We start from the raw sequence: 20389 nt of genomic DNA, 5'->3' as shown, positions 1-20389 counted from the left end.
GCGTGAGGCTGGGTGTGCCTTGAGGGGCTTATGTGCGGCTGATACGGTGCGATGGCTTGACACTCTCTCGCGCGCCGGCCGGTTCGTCCCGGCGCGTCCGCCGCAGCGGCGGTCGGTGATGAAGTGTCCCTACCAGCACGGTATTTGGCGAACATTCTTCATTTGGGTGTACGGGGAGCGGTTGCGTGAAGATCCAGGAGCGTACGGGGGCGGGCGCGGGGCGTTCCGCGGTTCCGGCTCAACCGGCTGTCGGTGACCGGCTTCCCACTCCTCCTCGCGAGCGCAAGCCCGCCCTGGCCGCCCTCGCGGTGCTGCTCATCCTGGTCGGTGCGCTCGGCGTGACGACGTTGGTCCTCCAGGCCGGGGACCGGGTCGAGGTCATCCAGGTGACGAAGGACATCCAGGCCGGTGAGTCCATCAGCGACAGCAACACCACCTCCGTGATGGTCGCGGACGACGACACGATCAACTACGTGCCGTGGGAGCAGCGGGACGCGCTGAAGAAGCTCAAGGCGAAGTCCACCATCTACGGCGGGACCGTCGTCGTCGGCGACATGTTCACCGAGGGCAACAGCCTGCCCGCAGGCAAGGCCACCGTGGGTCTGGCTCTCAAGGAAGGCCAGTACCCGAGGGGCATCAAGCCGGGCGACACCATCGCCGCCTATCGCGTCGGCAGCTCCGGCTCGAGTTCCGACAGCGACGACACCGGCACCGGTGCTTCCTCCGGCGGGGTCCTTGTCGACGACGCCCGCGTGAACACGGTGCTCGAGGCGAATGACTCCACCGTGAGCACCGGCACCCTCTCGCTCACGCTCCTTGTCGACCAGGCCGACGCCGCAGCCCTCACCCAGGCCGCGTCCGCGGGCGAGGTGGCCATCGTGCGCGTCTCCGGCAACTAGAAGGCGGCTCAGCACCCATGGCGCTCATCGCTCTCGCCGCCGACAAGGGTTCCCCCGGCGTCACCACCACGGCCGTCGCCCTCGCGGCGGTCTGGCCCCGCCGTGTCCTGCTCGCCGAAACCGACCCGGCGGGCGGTGACCTGGTCTACCGTTCCGCCGCCGCGCACGGCGGTCCGCTCAACCCGAACGCCGGCATGCTGTCCATCGCCGCCACGGCCAGAAGAGGCCTCGTCCCGGACCAACTCTGGGATCACGTCCAGCCGTTGAGCGGCGGACTCGAGGTCCTCGTCGGTCTCGGCATCGCCGAGCAGGCCGCGGGTCTCGCCGGACTGTGGCCCACACTCGGCCGGGCCTTCGCCTCCCTCGCCGACTCCCCGCACGCGCCCGCCGACGTCATCGCCGACTGCGGCAGGATCAGCGGAGACACCCCGGCCGCCGAGCTGTTCACGCACGCGGCCCTCGTGCTGCTCATCTCCCGTACCGAGCCCGAGGCCATCGCCCGCGTCCGGGACCGTGCCGCCGCTCTGACGGCGAAGCTGCACGGCGGTCCGCGTGGCGCCGCGAGCCTCGCCACGCCGCTGATCGGCGTCGTTCTGATCGCCGACCCGAACAACGGCGGCAAGCTGGCCGGTCAGGTCAACGACATGCTGGTGCACGCGCAGACCGGTGCCCGGGTGGTGGGAACCATCGCCGACGATCCGGCGGGGGCCCAGCAGCTGGCCGGGCGCAAGCGCGGGCGGCTCGACAAGTCGCTGCTCATCCGCTCGGCCCGCAAGGTCACCGCGGATCTGTACCAGCAGTACGGCGCCGCCTGGTCGGTGCCCGGCGGGGCGCCGCAGGGAGCCGGCCGATGACCGCTGTCGACCACCAGCTGGTCAAGCGCTTCCGGCAGGACGCCGGCGACCGCATCGCCGAACAGCGCCGTCTCGACCAGGTGAACGGCGTCGCGCCGATGTCCGGCGAGGACGAGCGGCACTACGCCCGTGCGGTGATAGCCCAGATCCTGGAGGAGTACGCCCGCACGGAGATCAACGCGGGTCGTACGCCTCTGGACGCCGAGACCGAGGAACAGTACGCGGCTGCCGTGCACGCCGCGCTGTTCGGCGTCGGGCGCCTGCAGCCCCTCCTCGACGACCAGCAGGTCGAGAACATCGACATCAACGGCTGTGACCAGGTATTCGTCGGGTACGCCGACGGCCGCGAGGTCAAGGGCGATCCGGTCGCCGAAACCGACGAAGAACTCATCGAGCTGATCCAGGTCCTCGGTGCGTACAGCGGACTGTCCTCCCGGCCCTTCGACTCCGCCAATCCGCAGCTCGACCTCAGACTGCCGGACGGTTCACGGCTGTCGGCGGTCATGGACGTGGCGCGACGGCCGGCGCTGTCGATCCGTCGCGCCCGCATGGGCAAGGTGTTCGTCTCCGACCTGGTCGGCAACGGCACCGTCACTCCCGAGATCGGGCACTTCCTCTCCTGCGCGGTCCGCGCCCGCAAGAACATCATGATCGCGGGAGCGACGAACGCCGGCAAGACGACGCTGCTGCGCGCTCTGGCGAACGAGATCCCACCGCACGAGCGGCTGATCACCGTGGAGCGAGCCCTGGAGCTGGGTCTCGACACCTTCCCCGAACTGCATCCCAACGTCGTCGCATTCGAGGAGCGGCTGCCCAACTCTGAGGGGCAGGGCGCCATTTCGATGGCCGAGCTCGTTCGGCGCTCCCTGCGTATGAATCCCTCCCGGGTCATCGTCGGTGAGGTCCTCGGCGACGAGATCGTCACGATGCTCAACGCGATGTCGCAGGGCAACGACGGTTCGCTGTCGACGATCCACGCCAACAGCTCCAGCGAGGTCTTCAACCGCATCTCGACGTACGCGTTGCAGGCGTCCGAGCGGCTGCCCATCGAGGCCAGTCAGATGCTGATCGCCGGTGCGGTGAATTTCGTCGTCTTCATCCAGCGCCGTAACGCCTTCCAGACCGGGGGTCGCCTCCAGCGCATGGTCACCTCGGTCCGCGAAGTCAACGGCGTCGACGGCCGGGTCCTGTCCAGCGAGGTGTTCGCGGAGCTTCCCGACGGGCGGGTCGCGCCGCACGCGCCCATCGCGTGCGTGGAGGACCTGATCGCGCAGGGCTACCGGCCCACGGGAACGTGGGGGTGACCGGGTGACCATGACGAATCTCGATCTCGCCGCCCTCGGCCAACTCGACTCCCTGGGCGGACTGTTCTCCGCGACCGTCCTGTACTCGATCGTCAGCGGTGTCGCTGTCGGCGGCGGTCTCGCGCTCTTCGTCGTCGCCGTACGCGGACTGCCCGCGAAACCGGAGCACGAGAAGCAGAGGGCGAGCGAGCGCGCGAACGAGCTGCTCCGTTTCGCCGGGCGGCGCGGCTCCCTCGCCGCCCTGGTGGCTCTGGCCGTACTGCTGCTGACCCGCTGGGCGGTCGCCGGCATCGCCGCCGGTGTCCTCGTCTTCTTCTGGGACCGCCTCTTCGGCGGCGCCGCCGAGGAACGGGCCGCCATGCGGCGGGTGGAGGCCCTCGCCTCCTGGACCGAGTCACTGCGGGACACGATCGCGGGCGCCGTCGGCCTGGAACAGGCGATTCCGGCCTCCGCGCGAGCCGCTGCCCCGGTCCTGCGCCCCCATCTGGACGCGCTGGTCGACAGGCTGCGCGCCCGGACGCCGCTGCCGGAGGCGCTCCAGATGCTCGCCGACGAGATCGACGACGCCTCGGCGGACATCATCGTCGCGGCGCTGATCCTGAACGCACGGCTGCGCGGTCCCGGTCTGCGCCAGGTGCTCGGGGCGCTCGCCAAGTCGGCGCGCGAAGAGGTGGACATGCGCCAGCGCGTGATGGCCCAGCGTGCTTCCACCCGCCGCTCGGTGCAGATCGTCGTCGGCGTCTCCATCGCCTTCGTGCTCGGTCTGGCGATCTTCAACCGCGACTTCGTCGAGCCGTACGGCACCCCGGTCGGACAGCTCGTCCTCGCCTGCGTCTGCGGGTTGTTCGCGCTGGGCTTCTGGTGGCTGCGCAAGTTGTCGACGATCGAGACACCCGAGCGTTTCCTCGTACGGGACGAGGCGTCGGTGCGCTTCGTCAGGCCGCGGACGCCGGCGCAGGCCGGGGCCCCCGCTCAGACACTCCCGACGGATGAGGGGACGCGCCGGTGAACCTGACGATGCCGATCGTGGCCGGCGCGGTCATCGGACTGGGTGTCTACGTCCTCGTCCGCGCACTGATGCCGGCCAAGCGGAGTGCGGTCTCGCAGGTCGCGCGGATCGATGCGATGCGAGCGCGTGGGACGGCGTACGAGTCGGCCCGCAGCGCGCAGGACTCGGGCGGGCGCTTCGGATCGCTGCGGGCCGAGGTCGGGTCCCGGGTCGCCGAGTTCTACCAGCAGCAGGGGTGGGAGCAGCGCTCGCTGCGGGCGGACCTGGCGGTGCTGGACCGTGGCTGGGAGAAGTTCCTGGCGACCAAGGCGCTGCTGGCCGTCGCGGGGCTGTTCTTCGGCCCGTTCCTGTTCGCGGTGGTCTGGCGGCTGGGTTTCGGCAGCAGCCTGATCGTCCCGGTGTGGCTGGCGCTGCTCTGCGCGATCGTCTTCTTCTTCCTGCCCGACCTGGAGGTACGACGGGACGCGGCGGAGAAGCGCCGGGACCTGAGGCGGGTGATCGGTGCCTACCTGGATCTGGTGTCGATGAGCCTGGCGGGTGGGCGCGGTCTCCCCGAGGCCCTGATGGCGGCGGCGGAGGTGTCGGACGGCTGGGCGACCCAGCGGATCCGCAACGCGCTCGCCGACGCCCGGATCACCGGCATCAGCCAGTGGCAGGCGCTGGGACAGCTCGGTGAGGAGATCGGGGTCGAGGAGCTCAAGGACCTGTCGGCCTCGCTGGCCCTGGTCGCCGACGACGGCGCCAAGGTCCGCGAGTCGCTCGCCTCCCGTGCCGAGACCATGCGTCACCGGGAACTGGCCGAGATCGAGGGCAGCGCGGGGGAGAAGTCGCAGTCCATGCTCGTGGCCCAGCTGCTGCTGTGTGCCGGCTTCCTGGTGTTCCTGATCTTCCCGGCGGCGATGCGCGTGTTCCAGGTCTGACGTCAGCGTTCCGAAGCCCCGACACAAGCCAGTACTTCGTAGCGAGAGGACAACACATCATGAACGGACGGCACTTCAGCACCGGGATCCCGCCGATGGACTTCCTGGTCACTTTCCTGCGCGCGCGCGTGGAGCGCGCCCGCTCCGGCGAGCTGGACCGCGGTGCGTCCGCGGTCGAGTGGGTGATCATCTCCGCGGTCGTCGTGGCGATCGTCGGCGTGGTGGCCGCGATCATCAACACCGCGCTGAGCGACGGTGCCAACAAGGTCGGCGACTGCATCAAGGGTGCGGACGCGGGCAAGACCTGCTGAGCCGGAAGTCCGACGGGGTAGGCGGGTTGTTCGTGGGTGTGGGCAGATGGGTGCGCCGCAGGGCCGGTACCGCACGTGAGGCGGCGGCGACCCGTGGCGACTCCGGCATGACCGCGATCGAGTTCGTGCTGCTCACCCCGATCCTGTTCTTCATGATCTTCGCGACGGTCCAGTTCGCGCTGTACTTCTTCGCCGACCACGTGGCCCAGGCCGCGGCGCAGGCCGGCGCTCGCAAGGCGCGGGCCACGGCCGACGAACAGCCGGGTGGCTGGCGGGGCGAGGCGCGGGACGTCGTGGACAGCTACATCGACCAGCTCGGTCCCCAACTGGTCCTGTCGCCCGACGTGGTCATGCTCCAGCCTGCGGCGAACACGGTGGGCGTGGAGATCACCGCCCGGGTGCCGACGGTCTTCCCGGGGCTGGACCTCACGGTGCACGCGCAGTCGGTGGGACCGGTCGAGAGGTTCGTTCCGGAGGGGGAGAACTGAGCATGGCTCCGGCTTTCGCGGGCGACGGCGACGACCGGGGGCTCTCCACCGTCGAGGTGGTGATCCTCGCCCCGGTGATGATCCTCTTCATCCTTGTCCTGGTCGCTTTCGGGCAATTGGTCGACGGCCGTGGCGCGCTCGACGGGGCCGCCCGGGACGCGGCCCGCGCGGGCTCCATCCAGAAGGACCACGCGACGGCGATGGCGGAGGCACGCAAGGCGGCGGAGGCGAACCTCGCGGACGTCTGCTCGGGCCCGGTGTCGGTACGGCAGACCAGCGCGGGCTTCGCGCCCGACACCCTCTTCACGGTCGAGGTGAGCTGCGAGGTGCGCGGCCTGGCGATGCTGGGCCTCGACATCCCCACCACACTGTCGGCCAGCTTCAGCTCACCGCTGGACCCGTTCCGGAGGTCGGCGTGAAGGACGTTCGGGCCTGGTGGGCTCTTCGCCGGACGGAGCTGGACGACCGGGGTTCGGGTGCCGGAGCGGTCATCATCTTCGCCCTGGTCTTCCTGTCGTTGTCCGCCTTCGTGATCGACGGCGGTCTGTCCATCTCCAAGCGGGAGCGGGCGGCGGACATCGCGGAACAGGCCGCCCGGTACGCGGCGCAGGACATCGACCTCGAAGCCCTCTACGACGACGAGGGCGGACCGGCACCGATCAACTTCGAGAACTGCGACGCCCGGGTGAAGAGCTTCGCCCGCGAGATGAACATGAGCGGCTCCGACATCGCGGCAAGCCACTGCGTGGCGGCCGACGCCGACCAGGTGGAGGTCGAGATCCAGCTGACGTACTCACCGGTGTTCACGGGGCTGTTCTACGGCGGTGACGTGGCCGTCCACGGACAGGCGGTGGCGGAGAACCAGGTCGGCTGACCACGCGGCCCTTCGGGAAGCTCGACCGTGGTGACCTTCCGGCCAGGCGCCGCCCTTCACACCTGGGCGAAACGGTCAGGAGACTCATCGAGAACCGTACATTCCGTACGGCTAGTTCATTTTGATTCCGAGGCCGGTTGATGCGATGGCAATCAGTCTGCGCTCGGGAACTTTACGGGGCATGTAATCACGCGCCCGGACATGTGAGAGAAAATCTTCGGGCAGGGTCACGTGATACTTGACGACGTAATAGATGAGATCCTCCCGCCAGATCCATTCACCGTCCGTGTACAGGGACGCGGCGCCTGTCAGGCTGGGGCCCACAGGGTCCAGAACGTCGGGCTCGGCACCCATTTCACTCCAGATGCCCGTGCCCCCTCTGAGGTAGGCGACGATACTGGCCTCATCGGGATCACCCGTTGTTCCGACGGCATCCCGAATCGATCCGTCGGGCGGCAGCCCCCATCCGGGATGAAGCTCGGAGAAGAATCCCAGTGTGCGAATCATGCGTCCCTGATGTGCTGCGTGCAGGGGCCCTCTCCGAAGCCGGGAAGACCCAGTTGGTTTCAGTTGAGCGCCGAAGTCCAGGCTACCGACGAACGGCGGGTGCGTCGGCAGCAGCGAGGGTGCGCCAGGTCGGGCGTAGCGGGCGGTCGGTGTCAAATCGGTTGCAGCGGTGAGGCTTTGGGGCTTGCGGGCTTCGACGGTGCCGGAGGGAGTCCATAAGATCGCATGGGATCTCTGTAGGCTCAGCAGCCCGTACCCTGCCCCCCTCCCACACGACCCCAGGACACCCGCCATGCCGCGACGCCGTACTTCAAGCTCGACGGGAAGCTCTTCGGCGAACCCGCCGGGCCCGAGGAACCGGACTCCGCAGCCCCTGCGTGTGCGGCAGCGAACCTTCGGTGACGTCGTGAAGGCGTTCTTCGCGTTCCTGGCACTCGTGGGGCTTCTCGGCGGCGTGCCGTTCGTGCTCGCGACGCAGGCAGGCTGGCCGTTGCCCACCGAGGCGCCGAGCCTTCAGTGGTTGCAGCAGGAGATCACTGTCGGGACCTTCCTCGACATCCTCACCTTCGTCGTCTGGCTCGCCTGGGCCCAGTTCACCGCCTGCGTGCTCGTCGAGGTGAAGGCCGCCCTGTCCGGCGTGGGCGTGCCGGGGCGGGTGCCCGGGGCCGGTCCCAGTCAGCTGCTGGCCCGGCAACTCGTCGCCGCACTGCTGCTCGTCGGTGCCACCGCGGCCGGCTTCACCCCGGGTCTGTCACAGCTCGGGCAAGGCATGGACGGGAACCAGAGGGGGACCGTCGCCGCGGCCCAGCAGACGCCGGGGCTGTTCGCCCAGCAGCAGGAGCAGGCGGCGAACACCGCCGCCGCCCTCGCCGAGCAGGCGTCCGACGCCGCCGCGCAGGCCGTCGACGGCAGCGCCGCCAAGCAGGGCGACACCAAGTACTACCGGATCCAGCCGCCCGAGGGGCGCCATCACGACTCCCTCTGGGAGGTCGCCGAGCGGCACCTGGGCGACGGGCGCCGCTACAAGGAGATCTTCGAACTCAACAAGGACCGTGTGCAGCCCGACGGTTCCAGGCTGGCCGAGGCCAGTCTGATCAGGCCGGGCTGGATCATGGAGATGCCCGGCGACGCGGTCGGCGGTGAGCTGGTCGAGATGCCCGACGAGGCGGCAGACGTCTCACAGGACGTGCAGCAGCAGATCAACGAGTACGCCCGGACCGGGGACCAGGCCGAGGGCGCCGGTGGTCAAGGCGCCCACGGCCGCCAGGGAGCCGACTCCGCGCACGTGTCCGTGCCCGAGCAGCGGCCCGCGCCCGAGCAGTCCGCCCCGCGGCCGGAACAGGGCGAGCAGCACGCCACCCCCGCCGCCGAGTCCGACCGTGCCTTCGGCCTCCCCGAGGCTCTGCTCGGCGCCCCCCTCCTCGCCGCCGGGCTTCTGGCCGCCCTCGGCCACCGGCGCCGGCAGGCCCTGTGGCAGTCCGCGCTGGGTGCTGCCGGCGGGCGGCGCGGCATGGAGCCGCCCACGCCGACCGGCGACGCCCTGGACGTGCAGGACGCGCTGCTGGTGGGCGCCGACCCGGACGGCGTACGGCTGCTGGACCGGTCGCTGCGCGGACTTGCCGCGTCGCTGGCCGCCGAGTCGAGGCCGCTGCCGACCGTCTACGCCGTCTGGTTCAGCAACGGCGACCTGCATCTCCAGCTCGCTCAGCCGGCCGGCAAGCCCCCCGCTCCCTGGCAGCTCGGGCAGGACCAGACGTTCTGGCAGCTGGCCAGGAGCAACGCCGAGCGGTACGAGGACGCCGACACGGCAGCCCCGTACCCCGGCCTCGTCAGCCTCGGCACCATGGACGGCTCCCGTCTGCTGCTCAACCTGGAGGCCGTGCCCGGCATCGTCTCGCTGAGCGGACGCGAGGCCGACCGCGCCGCCGTCTTCGCGTCGGTCGCGGCCGAACTGGCCACCAACGGCTGGTCGGACCGCATGACCATCACCCTCGTCGGTTTCGGCCAGGATCTGACAGCCCTCGCTCCCAACCGGATCCGCCACCTCGACGGCATCGAGGATCTGATCGAGACCATGGGGGCCGAGACCAGGCAGCGGCGTGGGGCGCTGGGCGCCGCAGGCCACGACAGCGTCCTCACCGGCCGGACCGGGCCGGCCCAGCACACCCGATGGGCCCCGCACCTCGTCCTGCTGGCGGCTGAGCCGTCCGCCGGGGAAGCGGTCGAGCTCGCCGAACTCGCCGCCGACGCGAGCCGCCTCGGCATCGGCTACCTCGTCGGCACGGGCAGCGGTGAACTGCCCGGCGCCGCATGGGAGATGGAGATCGACGAGGCCGGCAAGCTGACCGCCCCGCTCCTCGGTCTCTCGCTCGACGCGCAACGGCTGCCGTCGGAGCAGCAGCGCGCCGTCGTCGAGTTGTTCGCCGACGCCGACCCCGAGCGCGGACCCGACGGGCCGGACAACTCCCCCCAGTTCCTCGTCGACCTGAGCGAGCAGGGGCGGCCGGCGGTGTACGCGCGTCTGGTCGGGTCGTACGAGATCACGGGACTGGAGACCCCGGACGGCGAGCGCAGTGCCCTGCTTCACGAGGCGCTCGCGCTGCTGCTCCTGCACCGGGAAGGGGTGAACCCACGGGTCCTGGCCTCCGCCCTGTGGCCGCGGGGCGTCACCGACGACGTACGGGAGGCGCTTCTGGAGCGGCTGCGAGCCTGGCTCGGCACCGACCCGGACGGCAGCCCGCGGCTGCGTACCGACGCGACCGGGCGGCTCACGCTCGCCCGATCCGTCGTCTCCGACCTGGACGTGCTGCGCTCCCTGTATCACGAGGCCACACAGGGCGACGGCGCCGACAACCGTGCCGTGCGCGGGCGCCTGCTGACGCAGGCGCTCGGTCTGGTGCGCGGCCCGCTGCTGTCGGACCGGCCCGAGGGCCGCTACCGCTGGCTCACCTACGAGATCGTCGACGCTCAGCTTCCGCTGCTCGTCGCGGACATCGGGCTCGCCCTGTCCGCGTTCCATCTGGAGAAGGACCGCGCGGAGAAGGCCATCGAGGCGCTGGGCGCGGCCCTGCGCACCGCTCCCTCCGACGAGCGGCTCTGGCACGAGTTGCTGCGCGCGACCCACAGCACCGGCGACACAGCCCGGCTCCACGTGCTCGCCGAGGATCTGCTCGGCCGCAGCGGGGCACGAGGGCTGCCGCCGCGCACCGAGGCCCTGCTGGACGAGCTTCTGCCGAGCTGGCGTGAGGGCGCGGCGGCAGGGGGATGAGCGGAGCCACGCTGATCGTCGCGGCCGCTGCCTGGGGCGCCGTCGCGGGTGCGCTGCTGCCGAGGGCGGTCCACCGCTTCTCCGTGCCGTCCGGGGAGGGCTGGCGTGAGCGGTGTCCGGGCGGGCATCCGATCCGGGGGTGGGCCGGGCCCGCACGGTGCGCTCTGTGCGCGGCCGGCGTCTCGTCCTACGGCCCCCGCTCGGTGTGGCCGGCCCTGTTCACCGCGCTCCTGTGCGCCGCCCTCGCCACCGTCACCGGCCCCCGGCCCGAACTCGGCGTCTGGCTGCTGTTCACGCCCGCCGGTGTGCTGCTCGCGGCCGTCGACCTGCGGGTTCAGCGGCTGCCCGACCCGCTCACGCTGCCCCTCGCGGCCGGCGCCCTGGCCCTGCTGGGAGTCGCCTCGCTGGTGCCGGGACACGCCGGGGACCTGGGCACCGCCCTGCTGGGCTCCCTCGCCCTCGGCGGCTTCTACTTCCTGCTCTTCCTGATCAACCCCGCGGGCATGGGCTTCGGCGATGTGAAGCTGGCGCTCGGGGCCGGTGCGGTGCTCGGCTGGTACGGGTGGGGGGCGGTGCTGCTCGGCACCTTCGCCGCCTTCGTGTGCGGGGCGGTGTACGGGGGTGCCCTGATCGTCGTACGGAAGGCGGGGCGCAAGACCGCCATTCCGTTCGGTCCGTTCCTGCTCGCGGGCGCCTTCGCAGGGTTGTTGCTGGGAGCGGCGGGCTGAGGGCGGGGTGGGAAAACGGCTGGCGTAGGCTGGTTCAGTCCGTCCGCAACCCTTGACGAAAGGGACACCCGGTGACCGAGAAGGCCGACCTCCAGTCCGTCCTCGACCGTGCCGCCGAGGGCGGACGGATCACCCCCGAGGAGGCGCTCGACCTCTACCGCGACGCCCCGCTGCACGCGCTGGGCGCCGCCGCCGACGCCGTACGCCGCCGTCGGTACGCGGGCACCGAGCACATCGCGACGTACATCATCGAGCGGAACATCAACTACACGAACGTGTGTGTCACGGCGTGCAAGTTCTGCGCGTTCTACGCCCCGCCGAAGGACAAGGCGAAGGGCTGGACGCGCGATCTGGACGACATCCTGCGCCGGTGCGCGGAGACCGTCGAACTGGGCGGGACCCAGGTCATGTTCCAGGGTGGTCACCACCCCGACTACGGCGTCGAGTACTACGAGAAGCACTTCGCGGCCATCAAGAAGGAGTTCCCGCAGCTCGTCATCCACAGCCTGGGGGCGAGCGAGGTCGAGCACATGGCCCGGATCTCCAAGGTGTCGGTGGAGGAGGCCATTCAGCGGATCCACGCCGCCGGGCTGGACTCGTTCGCCGGCGCCGGTGCCGAACTGCTGCCCGAGCGGCCGCGCAAGGCCATCGCGCCGCTCAAGGAGAGCGGCGAGCGGTGGCTGGAGATCATGGAGACGGCCCACCGGATGGGCGTCGAGTCCACGTCGACCATGCTCATGGGGACCGGTGAGACCAACGCCGAGCGGATCGAGCACATCCGGATGATCCGGGACGTACAGGACCGCACGGGCGGTTTCCGCGCCTTCATCCCGTACCTCTACCAGCCTCAGAACAACCACCTGAAGGGCCGCACCCAGGCCACCATCTTCGAGTACCTCCGGATGATCGCGATCGCCCGGCTCTTCCTCGACAACGTCGCCCATATCCAGGGCTCCTGGCTGACCACGGGCAAGGACGCCGGGCAGATGACCCTGCACTACGGGGCGGACGACCTCGGCTCGGTGATGCTGGAGGAGAACGTCGTCTCCGCGGCCGGCGCCAAGCACCGCTCCAACCTGCTGGAGATGATCGAGATGATCCGCACGGCGGACCGCGTGCCCGCCCAGCGGAACACGACGTACGAGCACCTCGTCGTCCACGACGACCCGGCGAACGACCCCGTCGACGAGCGCGTCATGTCCCACATCTCCTCCACCGCGATCGAGGGCGGCACGGCTCACCCCGAGCTGAAGCTGCTCGCCTCCAGCTGACTTGCTGACGATTCACGCGGACTCCAGGGGGCGCGCCCTCGCCGTGCGTGACGAATGGGTTCTCGCGTCCGGTCCTCTGGAGGAGCTCACCGGCGCCCATCCGCTCGCGCGCGTGCGGCGCTGGCCCGGCATCCTCACCTCGGGTCTGGTCAACCCGCACGGGCCCGAACTGCTCGAACAGGCCTACCACCCGGACCCGCGGGAGGCCGGCGAACTCGGCACCGAGCCGCTCACCGGGGGCGCCCTGAACGCGCTGGCGATCGACGAGACGCGGTGGGGTGCCAGCGCGCGGCGCGGAGTGCAGCGGATGCTGGCGCGCGGGACCGTCGTGGTGGCGGGGACGTTCAGCAACCGCGCCGTCGTCGCGGCCGTCCGGCGGTCCGGGATCGGTGTGACGGGACGGCTCGGCGTGCCGGGCGGAGTGCCCTCCCTCGACCCCTTCGGCTCCGGGCTGCCCGTGGACTTCCCGCCCGCGCGTGAGAGTGGTTCGGCCGCGCGGTTCGCCGTGTTCGACGTGCGCGACGAGGCGGAGCTGGCCGAGCGCGGGGGCGGGAGCTGTGTCGTGACCGTGGTGGCGGGGCGGATCGTGTTCCGGCGGAAGTAGGGCGGCGCCGCGCTGGTCGCCCAGGAGATGCCGCGCCCCTGTCCCTGAGAGGGTGCTGCAAGAATGGTCTTCGTGACCCGCGCTTCCCTGAACAAGCAGCCGCACGAAGTCGCCTCGATGTTCGACGACGTGGCGGAACGGTACGACCTGACGAACGACGTGCTGTCCCTCGGCCAGGACCGGGTGTGGCGCCGGGAGGTCGCCAAGGCGGTCGACGCGCGCCCCGCACAGAAGGTGCTGGACCTGGCCGCCGGTACGGCCACCTCCTCGCTGCCCTTCACACGTGCCGGTGCCTACGTCGTGCCCTGTGACTTCTCCCTCGGCATGCTCCAGGTCGGCAAGCAGCGCCACCCCTGGCTGCCACTGACGGCCGGCGACGCGACGCGGCTGCCCTTCAAGGACGACGTGTTCGACGCCGTCACCATCTCCTTCGGGCTGCGCAACGTGCAGGACACGGACGCCGCGCTGCGCGAGATGTACCGGGTGACGCGGCCGGGCGGACGTGTGGTGATCTGCGAGTTCTCGCATCCGACGTGGCAGCCGTTCCGCACGGTCTACACCGAGTACCTGATGCGGGCGCTGCCGCCGGTGGCCCGGGCGGTGTCGTCCAATCCGGAGGCGTACGTCTATCTCGCCGAGTCCATCCGGGCCTGGCCCGACCAGCCGGCGCTGGCCGAGCGGCTGGGCAAGGCCGGCTGGTCGAAGGTCGCGTGGCGGAACCTGACCGGTGGGGTGGTCGCTCTGCACCGGGGATTCAAGGTCTGAGGCGTGGGCTCGTCCGTGGGATGAGCCGCGGGCTCATCCGGGAGGCCCGCCCCTGTCAGGTGAGAGCCGTGCTCACCTGATCGCCTCGAAGGTCTCCCCGGGCGGCTGCCCGAGCTCGCGCTCCATCCCGCCCCTCGGCGGCCTCGGCAGCCGCGGCTCCCGTACGCCCGCGCCTCCGCCGCCCTCACCCTCCCCGAGGTCGAACCACACCGTCACCACCGCTCCGCGCGGCACCTCGACGCCGGGCGGGGGGTACTGGCGTACGACGTAGTCCACGACGGTGAGATGGAAGTCGGGCCGGTCGGGTGCGGCCAGCAGCACGCCCTGTGCCTTGGCTGCCTCCCGGGCGTCCATGGCCATCAGGCCGACGAACCTCGGCACGCGAACTTCGGGTGTCTTGGGTGTTATACGCACAGATGTCACCCCCAGAGGTACTGGCAGCGTAACCGCCCGAGGGTGTGATCCGGAAGCGTCAAGTGGCTTTCCGTAGCCGACTATTACTCTCCGTCACGGGCGGTCGGAAAGAGCGAGTCGGAAACAGTGCCCCAGCTTGTCCGTTTCCGGACTGCTGAAGGTCTCGGCAAGACGCATACCGAGCCGCTCGGTGACCGCGATCGACCGGGTGTTGCCCGCGCTGACCATGGCCACCACGCTGCCGATGCCCGCCGCGCGCACCCGCTCCAGGGTCATCCGCGCGGCCGCCGTGACATATCCCCGGCCCCAGTGCTCCCGGCCGAGCCGCCAGCCGATCTCGATCTCACCCTTCGGGCCCCACTCGCGCGGCCACGGCTGGGCCCCGGTGAAGCCGACGACCCGGTCGTCGGCGTCGAGCACGGTCCACAGGCAGAAGCCCAGTTCGGCGTCATGCTTGCGCTGGCGGGCGGTGAGCTCCTCGTAGACGGACAGCTCGGCGGACCTGCCGCCGTGGAATTCCATGACCTCCGGGTGGTCGAAGACCCGGTGCCAGGCGACGGCGTCCTCGTCGGTGGGGACACGCAGCCGTACCACGGGCAGAGCTCGGTTCACTGGGTATCCCCTTCGGCCGGTTGATCAATTCTGCTGAATAGACTGCCCATGTCCAGTGCCGGTCGGCACACAGATTTCGAACTTGGGGAGATCCCGCCGTGGCCGAGTCTCTGACGGACAACACCGCCGATGTGATCGTCGTGGGCGCCGGCCCGGCCGGTTCCACGACCGCGTACCACCTCGCCAAGGCCGGACTGGACGTACTCCTGCTGGAGAAGACCGAGTTCCCGCGGGAGAAGGTGTGCGGCGACGGGCTCACCCCGCGCGCCGTCAAGCAGCTCGTGGCGATGGGGATCGACGTCTCCGAGGAGGCCGGCTGGCTGCGCAACAAGGGCCTGCGGATCATCGGCGGGGGCGTGCGGCTCCAGCTGGACTGGCCGGATCTCGCCTCCTTCCCCGACTACGGACTGGTCCGCAAGCGCGACGACTTCGACGAGCAGCTCGCCCGCCAGGCGCAGAAGGCGGGCGCGCGGCTGTACGAGCGCTGCAACGTCGGCGCGCCGATCGTGGACGACCGCACCGGCCGCATCACCGGCGTGCACGCCAAGCTCGGCGAGGAGAAGCGTGAGGTCACCTTCCACGCGCCGCTGGTCGTCGCGGCGGACGGCAACTCCACCCGGCTCTCCCTCGCGATGGGCCTGCACCGCCGCGAGGACCGCCCGATGGGCGTCGCGGTCCGCACGTACTTCACCTCCCCGCGCCACGACGACGACTACCTCGAGTCCTGGCTGGAGCTGTGGGACCGTCGCGGGCCCGGCGAGGACCGGCTGCTGCCGGGCTACGGCTGGATCTTCGGCATGGGCGACGGCACCTCGAACGTCGGCCTCGGCGTGCTCAACACCTCCGACTCCTTCAAGGAACTGGACTGGCGCGAGGTCCTGAAGGCGTGGTGCGCCTCGATGCCGGAGGACTGGGGCTACACCCCGGAGAACATGACCGGCCCGATCCGGGGTGCCGCGCTCCCGATGGCCTTCAACCGCCAGCCGCACTACACCCGCGGCCTGCTGCTCGTCGGCGACGCCGGCGGCCTGGTGAACCCCTTCAACGGCGAGGGCATCGCCTACGCCATGGAATCCGGCCAGATCGCCGCCGACGTCATCGTCCAGGCGCACGCCCGCCCGACTCCTGCGGGGCGTGAGATGGCCCTCCAGCGCTACCCGCGCGTCCTCAAGGACACCTACGGCGGCTACTACACGCTGGGCCGCGCCTTCGTGAAGCTCATCGGCAACCCGAAGGTCATGAAGATCGCCGCGCAGCGCGGGCTGACGCACCCCGTGCTGATGAAGTTCACCCTGAAGCTCCTCGCCAACCTCACCGACCCGACGGGCGGCGACGCGATGGACCGCATCATCAACGGGCTGTCGAAGGTGGCCCCGAAAGCCTGATCATGCGGGACCGCTCCTCACCCGGCCTCACAGCAGGAAGGTCGTCGGAAGGGGCGGTGACGGCCGGGCAGCTGCCCAAGGTGGCACGGAAGGCGCTGGCCCGGACGGCTTGGCCCGGACGGCGTGGCGCGGAAGGCGCTGGCCCGGAAGGCATGACCATGACCCCACCTTCCGCTCCGATGGGGGAGGTGGGGGACATTTGCGTTCATGTGGCGTTTGATGGTGGCGGAGTTTGCGGGAATGTGATCCCGCTGTGATGTTCCTGTGGGCAACGGACCGCGTCGGTCACAGGTCGACAGGGGTGTGCCCGCCCGGGCACATCCCTGTCGACGAGAGAGCACCCGATGACACTCAAGTCAGCGTGGCGGACCTGGTTTCTCAGGTCGGCCGGCCTGCTGGCCGCCACGGGTCTGGCCGCCGCCGGCCTGGTGGGAACCGCCCAGGCCGCACCCGCGCCCCTGCCCGTGAAGATCACCGGCGAGGACCGGGTCGACCTGTCGCTGAACGCCGGCGACGAAGAGGACCCGGAGCCGCAGGTCCGGCTCCGTCTGAACGTCCCGGGTGAGGAGTTCGACGGCGACGGCGTCATCCCGCCCGTGTTCACCGGCGAGTACAAGATCCGTATCGACGCCTCCGAACTCGCGGGCGTCGCCTCGGTGCGGCTGCCCTGCGACGCCGACGGCCTCGTCGCGGTGTGCAGCGGCTACGAGCTGTACGCCGGAGAGACGTACAACCGCGTCGGTGGCATCCGGCTCGACATCGACGACGACAGCCAGGCCGGCGACTTCGGCACCATCAAGGTCACCGGCGAAGGCGAGGGGCTGGAGTTCGCGCCGCTCGACATCGACGTGCTGGTGGGCGGCCCCGAGCTCGTGAACCACCAGCTCTCCCTGCCCGCCGGACTCCAGGCGGGCGACACCTACGCCGCGCCCGTGGGCCTGCGCAACAAGGGCGGCATGGACTCCGAGGGCGCGGTGCTGCGCTTCCACGGCTCCCGCGGAGTGTCCTTCCCCGACTCCTACGGCAACTGCGCCTACGCCGAGACGACCACCGGATCCCTGCTGCACCAGGGCACGGACGCGATCTGCACCTTCCCCGACACGATCAAGGCCGGGAGCGCGTACGCACTGACCGAGCCGCTGAAGGTGAAGACCGCCGACTTCGCCCTGTACGACATCTTCACCTACTCCTTCACGGCGGTCGGCCCGGCCGAGGCGAAGAGCCTGCGCGCGGCCAAGGACTACCAGCCGGGCAGCGGCCCGGACCTGAAGCTGAAGGAGGTCTCGGGCGCCGACCCGGCGGACTACTCCCGGTACGCCGAGCTGGACCTGCCCACGACGAACACCTACGACCTGGAGCTGACCGGTGCGTCGCTCAAGGGTGCCGCGGGTGACACCGTCACGGCGGAGCTCGGCTTCCGCAACAACGGCCCCGCCTGGATCAGCTCGCTGCGCTCGGGCGGTGAGCCGATCGGCGTCACGGTGGAGGTTCCCGAGGGCGCGAAGGTCACCAAGGCCCCGACGTCCTGTCGTGAGACCGACATCGCCGAGGGGACCAAGGGCTACCTCTGCTGGGTGAGCACTCCACTGCTGGAGGACGCGGAGCTGAGCTTCCCGTTCGAGCTGCGCATCGACCGGGTCGTGGCGGGCGCCAAGGCGAAGGTGGCACTGCCCGACTGGGACAACCCGTCCGAATCCGACAAGTCCAACGACACCGCCTGGATCGTGCTCAACGGCAGCGGCGACGAGGGGTCCACGGACGGCGGCACCGGCTCGGCGGACGGTGGCACGTCGAACGGTGGCACGTCGGGCGGCGGTTCCTCCTCCGGCACGGACGGCGGCTCCGGCTCCGGCGGCGGCACGGGAGGTGACGCCTCCGGCGGCGACTCGGGAGCCGGCACGGACGGCGGCCTGGCCCTCACCGGCGCCGGCGGTGTGACGCTCCTCGCCGGGGCCGCGGTCCTCGCACTCGGCCTGGGAACCGGCCTGGTCCTGTTCCTGCGCCGCCGCGCGGCACACGGCGGCGGCACCACCGCCTGACGCCCGCCGCCTGAGGGCCCTTCAGCCCCACGCCGACGGGTGCCGCTCCTCCAGGAGCGGCACCCGTCACGTATGTCCGGCGGCGCCACGCGGGAGCGGCCCGGGAGTGGCGCGGGGGAGGAGCGGAACGACGGCGAGGGGCCGCCGCCCCCGAGCGGCTGCGGCCCCTTCCGTACCTCGATGCGCCTTTTGTATGTGTGGGGACGGCTGTTGCCGTCAGAGCACGCGCACCGCACCCGACGCCGGGTAGCCGGAGAGGTCCTGCACGACGACTCCCTTGGAGGGGTTCGCCGCGTCCAGGTACTGGCCGTTCCCGATGTACACACCCACGTGGTACGCCGAGCCCTTGCCACCCCAGTACAGGATGTCGCCGACCTGGAGGTTCGACAGGGAGACGTCCGTGCCGACCATCGACTGGTCCTGCGACACGCGCGGAAGGTCCACACCGACCTGCTTGAACGCCGCCTGCACCAGGCTGGAGCAGTCCCAGGCGTTGGGCCCGCTGGCGCCCATCACGTAGGCGTCGCCCACCTGGGCCTGGAGGAAGGCGATGACGGTCGCGACGCTGCCGCCGGACGGCACGCTCACGGCGTCGGAGCCGTCGGAGACGGTCGAGAGGGTGGCCCGCTCGGCGTCACGCGCGGCGCGCTCCGCGGCGGCCTGGCGCGCCTCCTCGGCGGCCTTCTTGCGGGCCTCCGCCTTCTTCTTGGCCACGGCCAGGTCGGCCTTGGCCTCCTTGGCGGCCTGGGCGGCGGCCGCGTCACGCTCGGCCTGAAGCTCGTAGTTCGCGGCGGCCAGCTGCGTGGCGTCCGCGGACTGGGCGACCTGTGCGGACAGGTCCGCCGTGAGGGTGGGCAGTTCGAGCGTCTGCGTCACCGGCTCGGCGGCGGTCGCCGAGGCCGATGCGCCGGCCACTGCCACGGTGCTGAGGATGCCACCGGCAACTCCGGCGCGCATCGCCATCTTCGACGCACTGCGCGGGCGGGGCTTCCGGTGGCTACGTATGTGAGCGGTGTGGGACATGGGAATAACCGGTATCAGGGGCTCCTCCATACCTTCAAGAAACGTGTGGTCCGCCACAGTTGTTCAATCGACGGCCCGAATCCCCGGCGGCTCCCCCTTTATTGACGCCGTAACGGACATCGCGGACGTCGGTCACCAAGCCTGTGATCATGGGGTTTCTTCGTTACGCCCGAATTGCGCCCGGCCTACCACTGGTTGGCATGGTTGGCCAAGCCCGCTTCTCAGGGACCTCTCATCGATGTGGCGGAGGTCACGGAACGGTCTCCGGGCCGCGTGCGTCCGGCGCGCCGGAACCGCCGCCCCGCGTTCGTGAACGCGTGCACACGTCCACATCTCGCCTCCGCCTCCCCCTGATGTGTGAATGCGTCGCACTATCAGGGCGGAACGCCCTGCGCCAATTTGCATGCAAGGGAAGTCTCTTGATATGGAGACGCCCGCCGAGGCCCCCCGTGAGCTGCGGTGACGATCGAAAATGTCACCTCTGGTGATCACTTGGACGCTTCACGTGTGAAGATCGCCGATCATCCGACTTCATGATCCTTCATCAGGTGGTGGAGATCACAAAGCTTGTGCAATACCCCGTGTCGCAGATCACAGAGCGGCAGGCATAAGATGCGAGGCAGTTGGGCTTGTGACCTGCTTCACATGTTCTCGATCTTCGCCGGGCCGAGCGGGGTTCGTGGGACAGGTGAGTCAGGCGTGAAGCCTGATGCAACCGCCAGCAGTCAGCGCCGACTGAGAGGAGCGAGGAGCGGTGAACGCGTATGCGCCCATCCTCGTACTGGGAGCCCTCGGGGCAGGCTTTGCGATCTTCTCCGTGGTCATGGCCACGCTGATCGGTCCGAAGCGGTACAACCGCGCCAAGCTCGAAGCCTACGAGTGCGGTATCGAGCCGACCCCCACGCCGGCCGGCGGCGGGCGCTTCCCCATCAAGTACTACCTGACGGCGATGCTCTTCATCGTCTTCGACATCGAGATCGTCTTCCTCTACCCGTGGGCCGTCACCTTCGACGCCCTGGGTGTGTTCGGGCTCGTGGAGATGCTGCTCTTCGTGCTCACCGTCTTCGTCGCCTACGCGTACGTGTGGCGGCGCGGCGGCCTGGAATGGGACTGA

Annotated in this window: 21 protein-coding genes; 17 read left to right on the top strand and 4 right to left on the bottom strand. The window is 70.3% G+C overall.

Annotation, left to right across the window (positions count from 1 at the left end; translation table 11 throughout):
• Nucleotides 1-185: 185 nt before the first annotated feature.
• From ACIHCM_RS30965 to ACIHCM_RS30925, 9 genes are read left to right on the top strand one after another with little or no spacing between them, the layout of a single operon-like run.
• Nucleotides 186-899: a hypothetical protein gene (locus ACIHCM_RS30965; RefSeq protein WP_399903053.1), complete on the top strand. Its 714-nt coding sequence runs from the start codon at nucleotides 186-188 to the stop codon at nucleotides 897-899.
• A 17-nt stretch (nucleotides 900-916) separates the two neighbouring features.
• Nucleotides 917-1753: a hypothetical protein gene (locus ACIHCM_RS30960; RefSeq protein ID WP_399903050.1), complete on the top strand. Its 837-nt coding sequence runs from the start codon at nucleotides 917-919 to the stop codon at nucleotides 1751-1753.
• A complete protein-coding gene (locus ACIHCM_RS30955; protein ID WP_399903047.1) occupies nucleotides 1750-3057 on the top strand; it encodes a CpaF family protein in 1308 nt (435 codons plus the stop codon). The genes ACIHCM_RS30960 and ACIHCM_RS30955 overlap by 4 nt, the downstream gene beginning before the upstream one ends.
• A gap of 10 nt (nucleotides 3058-3067) precedes the next feature.
• On the top strand, nucleotides 3068-4066 hold the full coding sequence (locus ACIHCM_RS30950; RefSeq protein WP_399903044.1) for a type II secretion system F family protein: 999 nt from the start codon (nucleotides 3068-3070) through the stop codon (nucleotides 4064-4066).
• A complete protein-coding gene (locus tag ACIHCM_RS30945; RefSeq protein WP_399903041.1) occupies nucleotides 4063-4986 on the top strand; it encodes a type II secretion system F family protein in 924 nt (307 codons plus the stop codon). Before ACIHCM_RS30950 ends, ACIHCM_RS30945 begins: the two co-directional genes overlap by 4 nt.
• A 59-nt stretch (nucleotides 4987-5045) precedes the next feature.
• Nucleotides 5046-5297, top strand: a complete 252-nt coding sequence (locus tag ACIHCM_RS30940; RefSeq protein ID WP_399903038.1) for a hypothetical protein — start codon at nucleotides 5046-5048, stop codon at nucleotides 5295-5297.
• A gap of 26 nt (nucleotides 5298-5323) precedes the next feature.
• A complete protein-coding gene (locus ACIHCM_RS30935; protein WP_399903036.1) occupies nucleotides 5324-5785 on the top strand; it encodes a TadE family protein in 462 nt (153 codons plus the stop codon).
• Between the two features lie 2 nt (nucleotides 5786-5787).
• Nucleotides 5788-6204, top strand: coding sequence for a TadE/TadG family type IV pilus assembly protein (locus tag ACIHCM_RS30930; protein ID WP_399903033.1), 417 nt, complete (start codon nucleotides 5788-5790; stop codon nucleotides 6202-6204).
• Nucleotides 6201-6659, top strand: a complete 459-nt coding sequence (locus ACIHCM_RS30925) for a TadE/TadG family type IV pilus assembly protein (RefSeq protein ID WP_399903031.1) — start codon at nucleotides 6201-6203, stop codon at nucleotides 6657-6659. The genes ACIHCM_RS30930 and ACIHCM_RS30925 overlap by 4 nt, the downstream gene beginning before the upstream one ends.
• Nucleotides 6660-6770: 111 nt before the next feature.
• Here the strand turns inward: ACIHCM_RS30925 and ACIHCM_RS30920 are convergent, their stop codons facing one another.
• Nucleotides 6771-7166: a hypothetical protein gene (locus ACIHCM_RS30920; protein ID WP_399903029.1), complete on the bottom strand. Its 396-nt coding sequence runs from the start codon at nucleotides 7164-7166 to the stop codon at nucleotides 6771-6773.
• A gap of 292 nt (nucleotides 7167-7458) precedes the next feature.
• On the opposite strand from ACIHCM_RS30920, the gene ACIHCM_RS30915 reads away from it, so the two are divergent.
• From ACIHCM_RS30915 to ACIHCM_RS30895, 5 genes are all read left to right on the top strand, one after another.
• A complete protein-coding gene (locus ACIHCM_RS30915) occupies nucleotides 7459-10434 on the top strand; it encodes a BTAD domain-containing putative transcriptional regulator (protein ID WP_399903026.1) in 2976 nt (991 codons plus the stop codon).
• Nucleotides 10431-11162 carry a prepilin peptidase gene (locus ACIHCM_RS30910; protein ID WP_399903023.1) on the top strand — a complete coding sequence of 244 codons (732 nt, stop codon included), beginning with the start codon at nucleotides 10431-10433 and terminating at the stop codon, nucleotides 11160-11162. The genes ACIHCM_RS30915 and ACIHCM_RS30910 overlap by 4 nt, the downstream gene beginning before the upstream one ends.
• A gap of 71 nt (nucleotides 11163-11233) precedes the next feature.
• The gene (gene mqnC, locus ACIHCM_RS30905; protein ID WP_399903021.1) at nucleotides 11234-12433 is read left to right on the top strand and encodes a cyclic dehypoxanthinyl futalosine synthase; all 1200 of its coding nucleotides are present in this window, start codon (nucleotides 11234-11236) and stop codon (nucleotides 12431-12433) included.
• A gap of 1 nt (nucleotide 12434) precedes the next feature.
• Entirely contained in the window at nucleotides 12435-13037 is a 603-nt protein-coding gene (locus tag ACIHCM_RS30900) for a hypothetical protein (protein ID WP_399903018.1), read from the top strand.
• A 72-nt stretch (nucleotides 13038-13109) separates the two neighbouring features.
• The gene (locus ACIHCM_RS30895) at nucleotides 13110-13802 is read left to right on the top strand and encodes a demethylmenaquinone methyltransferase (protein ID WP_399903015.1); all 693 of its coding nucleotides are present in this window, start codon (nucleotides 13110-13112) and stop codon (nucleotides 13800-13802) included.
• Nucleotides 13803-13874: 72 nt separating this feature from the next.
• Here the strand turns inward: ACIHCM_RS30895 and ACIHCM_RS30890 are convergent, their stop codons facing one another.
• Both ACIHCM_RS30890 and ACIHCM_RS30885 read right to left on the bottom strand, forming a co-directional pair.
• Nucleotides 13875-14216, bottom strand: a complete 342-nt coding sequence (locus ACIHCM_RS30890) for a PASTA domain-containing protein (RefSeq protein WP_399903012.1) — start codon at nucleotides 14214-14216, stop codon at nucleotides 13875-13877.
• A 93-nt stretch (nucleotides 14217-14309) separates the two neighbouring features.
• A complete protein-coding gene (locus tag ACIHCM_RS30885; protein ID WP_399903009.1) occupies nucleotides 14310-14828 on the bottom strand; it encodes a GNAT family N-acetyltransferase in 519 nt (172 codons plus the stop codon).
• Between the two features lie 98 nt (nucleotides 14829-14926).
• Between ACIHCM_RS30885 and ACIHCM_RS30880 the strand changes: the two genes are divergently transcribed.
• Both ACIHCM_RS30880 and ACIHCM_RS30875 read left to right on the top strand, forming a co-directional pair.
• Complete coding sequence (locus ACIHCM_RS30880; RefSeq protein ID WP_393112609.1) at nucleotides 14927-16213, top strand: geranylgeranyl reductase family protein; 1287 nt, start codon at nucleotides 14927-14929, stop codon at nucleotides 16211-16213.
• Between the two features lie 344 nt (nucleotides 16214-16557).
• The gene (locus ACIHCM_RS30875) at nucleotides 16558-18252 is read left to right on the top strand and encodes a hypothetical protein (protein ID WP_399903004.1); all 1695 of its coding nucleotides are present in this window, start codon (nucleotides 16558-16560) and stop codon (nucleotides 18250-18252) included.
• A 216-nt stretch (nucleotides 18253-18468) separates the two neighbouring features.
• On the opposite strand, the gene ACIHCM_RS30870 is transcribed toward ACIHCM_RS30875, so the two are convergent.
• Nucleotides 18469-19305 (bottom strand): C40 family peptidase, encoded by an 837-nt coding sequence (locus tag ACIHCM_RS30870; RefSeq protein WP_399903001.1) that lies wholly within the window; start codon nucleotides 19303-19305, stop codon nucleotides 18469-18471.
• 724 nt (nucleotides 19306-20029) lie between these two features.
• Between ACIHCM_RS30870 and ACIHCM_RS30865 the strand changes: the two genes are divergently transcribed.
• Nucleotides 20030-20389: an NADH-quinone oxidoreductase subunit A gene (locus tag ACIHCM_RS30865; RefSeq protein WP_007383963.1), complete on the top strand. Its 360-nt coding sequence runs from the start codon at nucleotides 20030-20032 to the stop codon at nucleotides 20387-20389.

Source organism: Streptomyces sp. NPDC052023, assembly GCF_044548465.1.
Lineage (GTDB): Bacteria > Actinomycetota > Actinomycetes > Streptomycetales > Streptomycetaceae > Streptomyces.
This window is presented reverse-complemented; position numbering and strand designations above follow the sequence as displayed.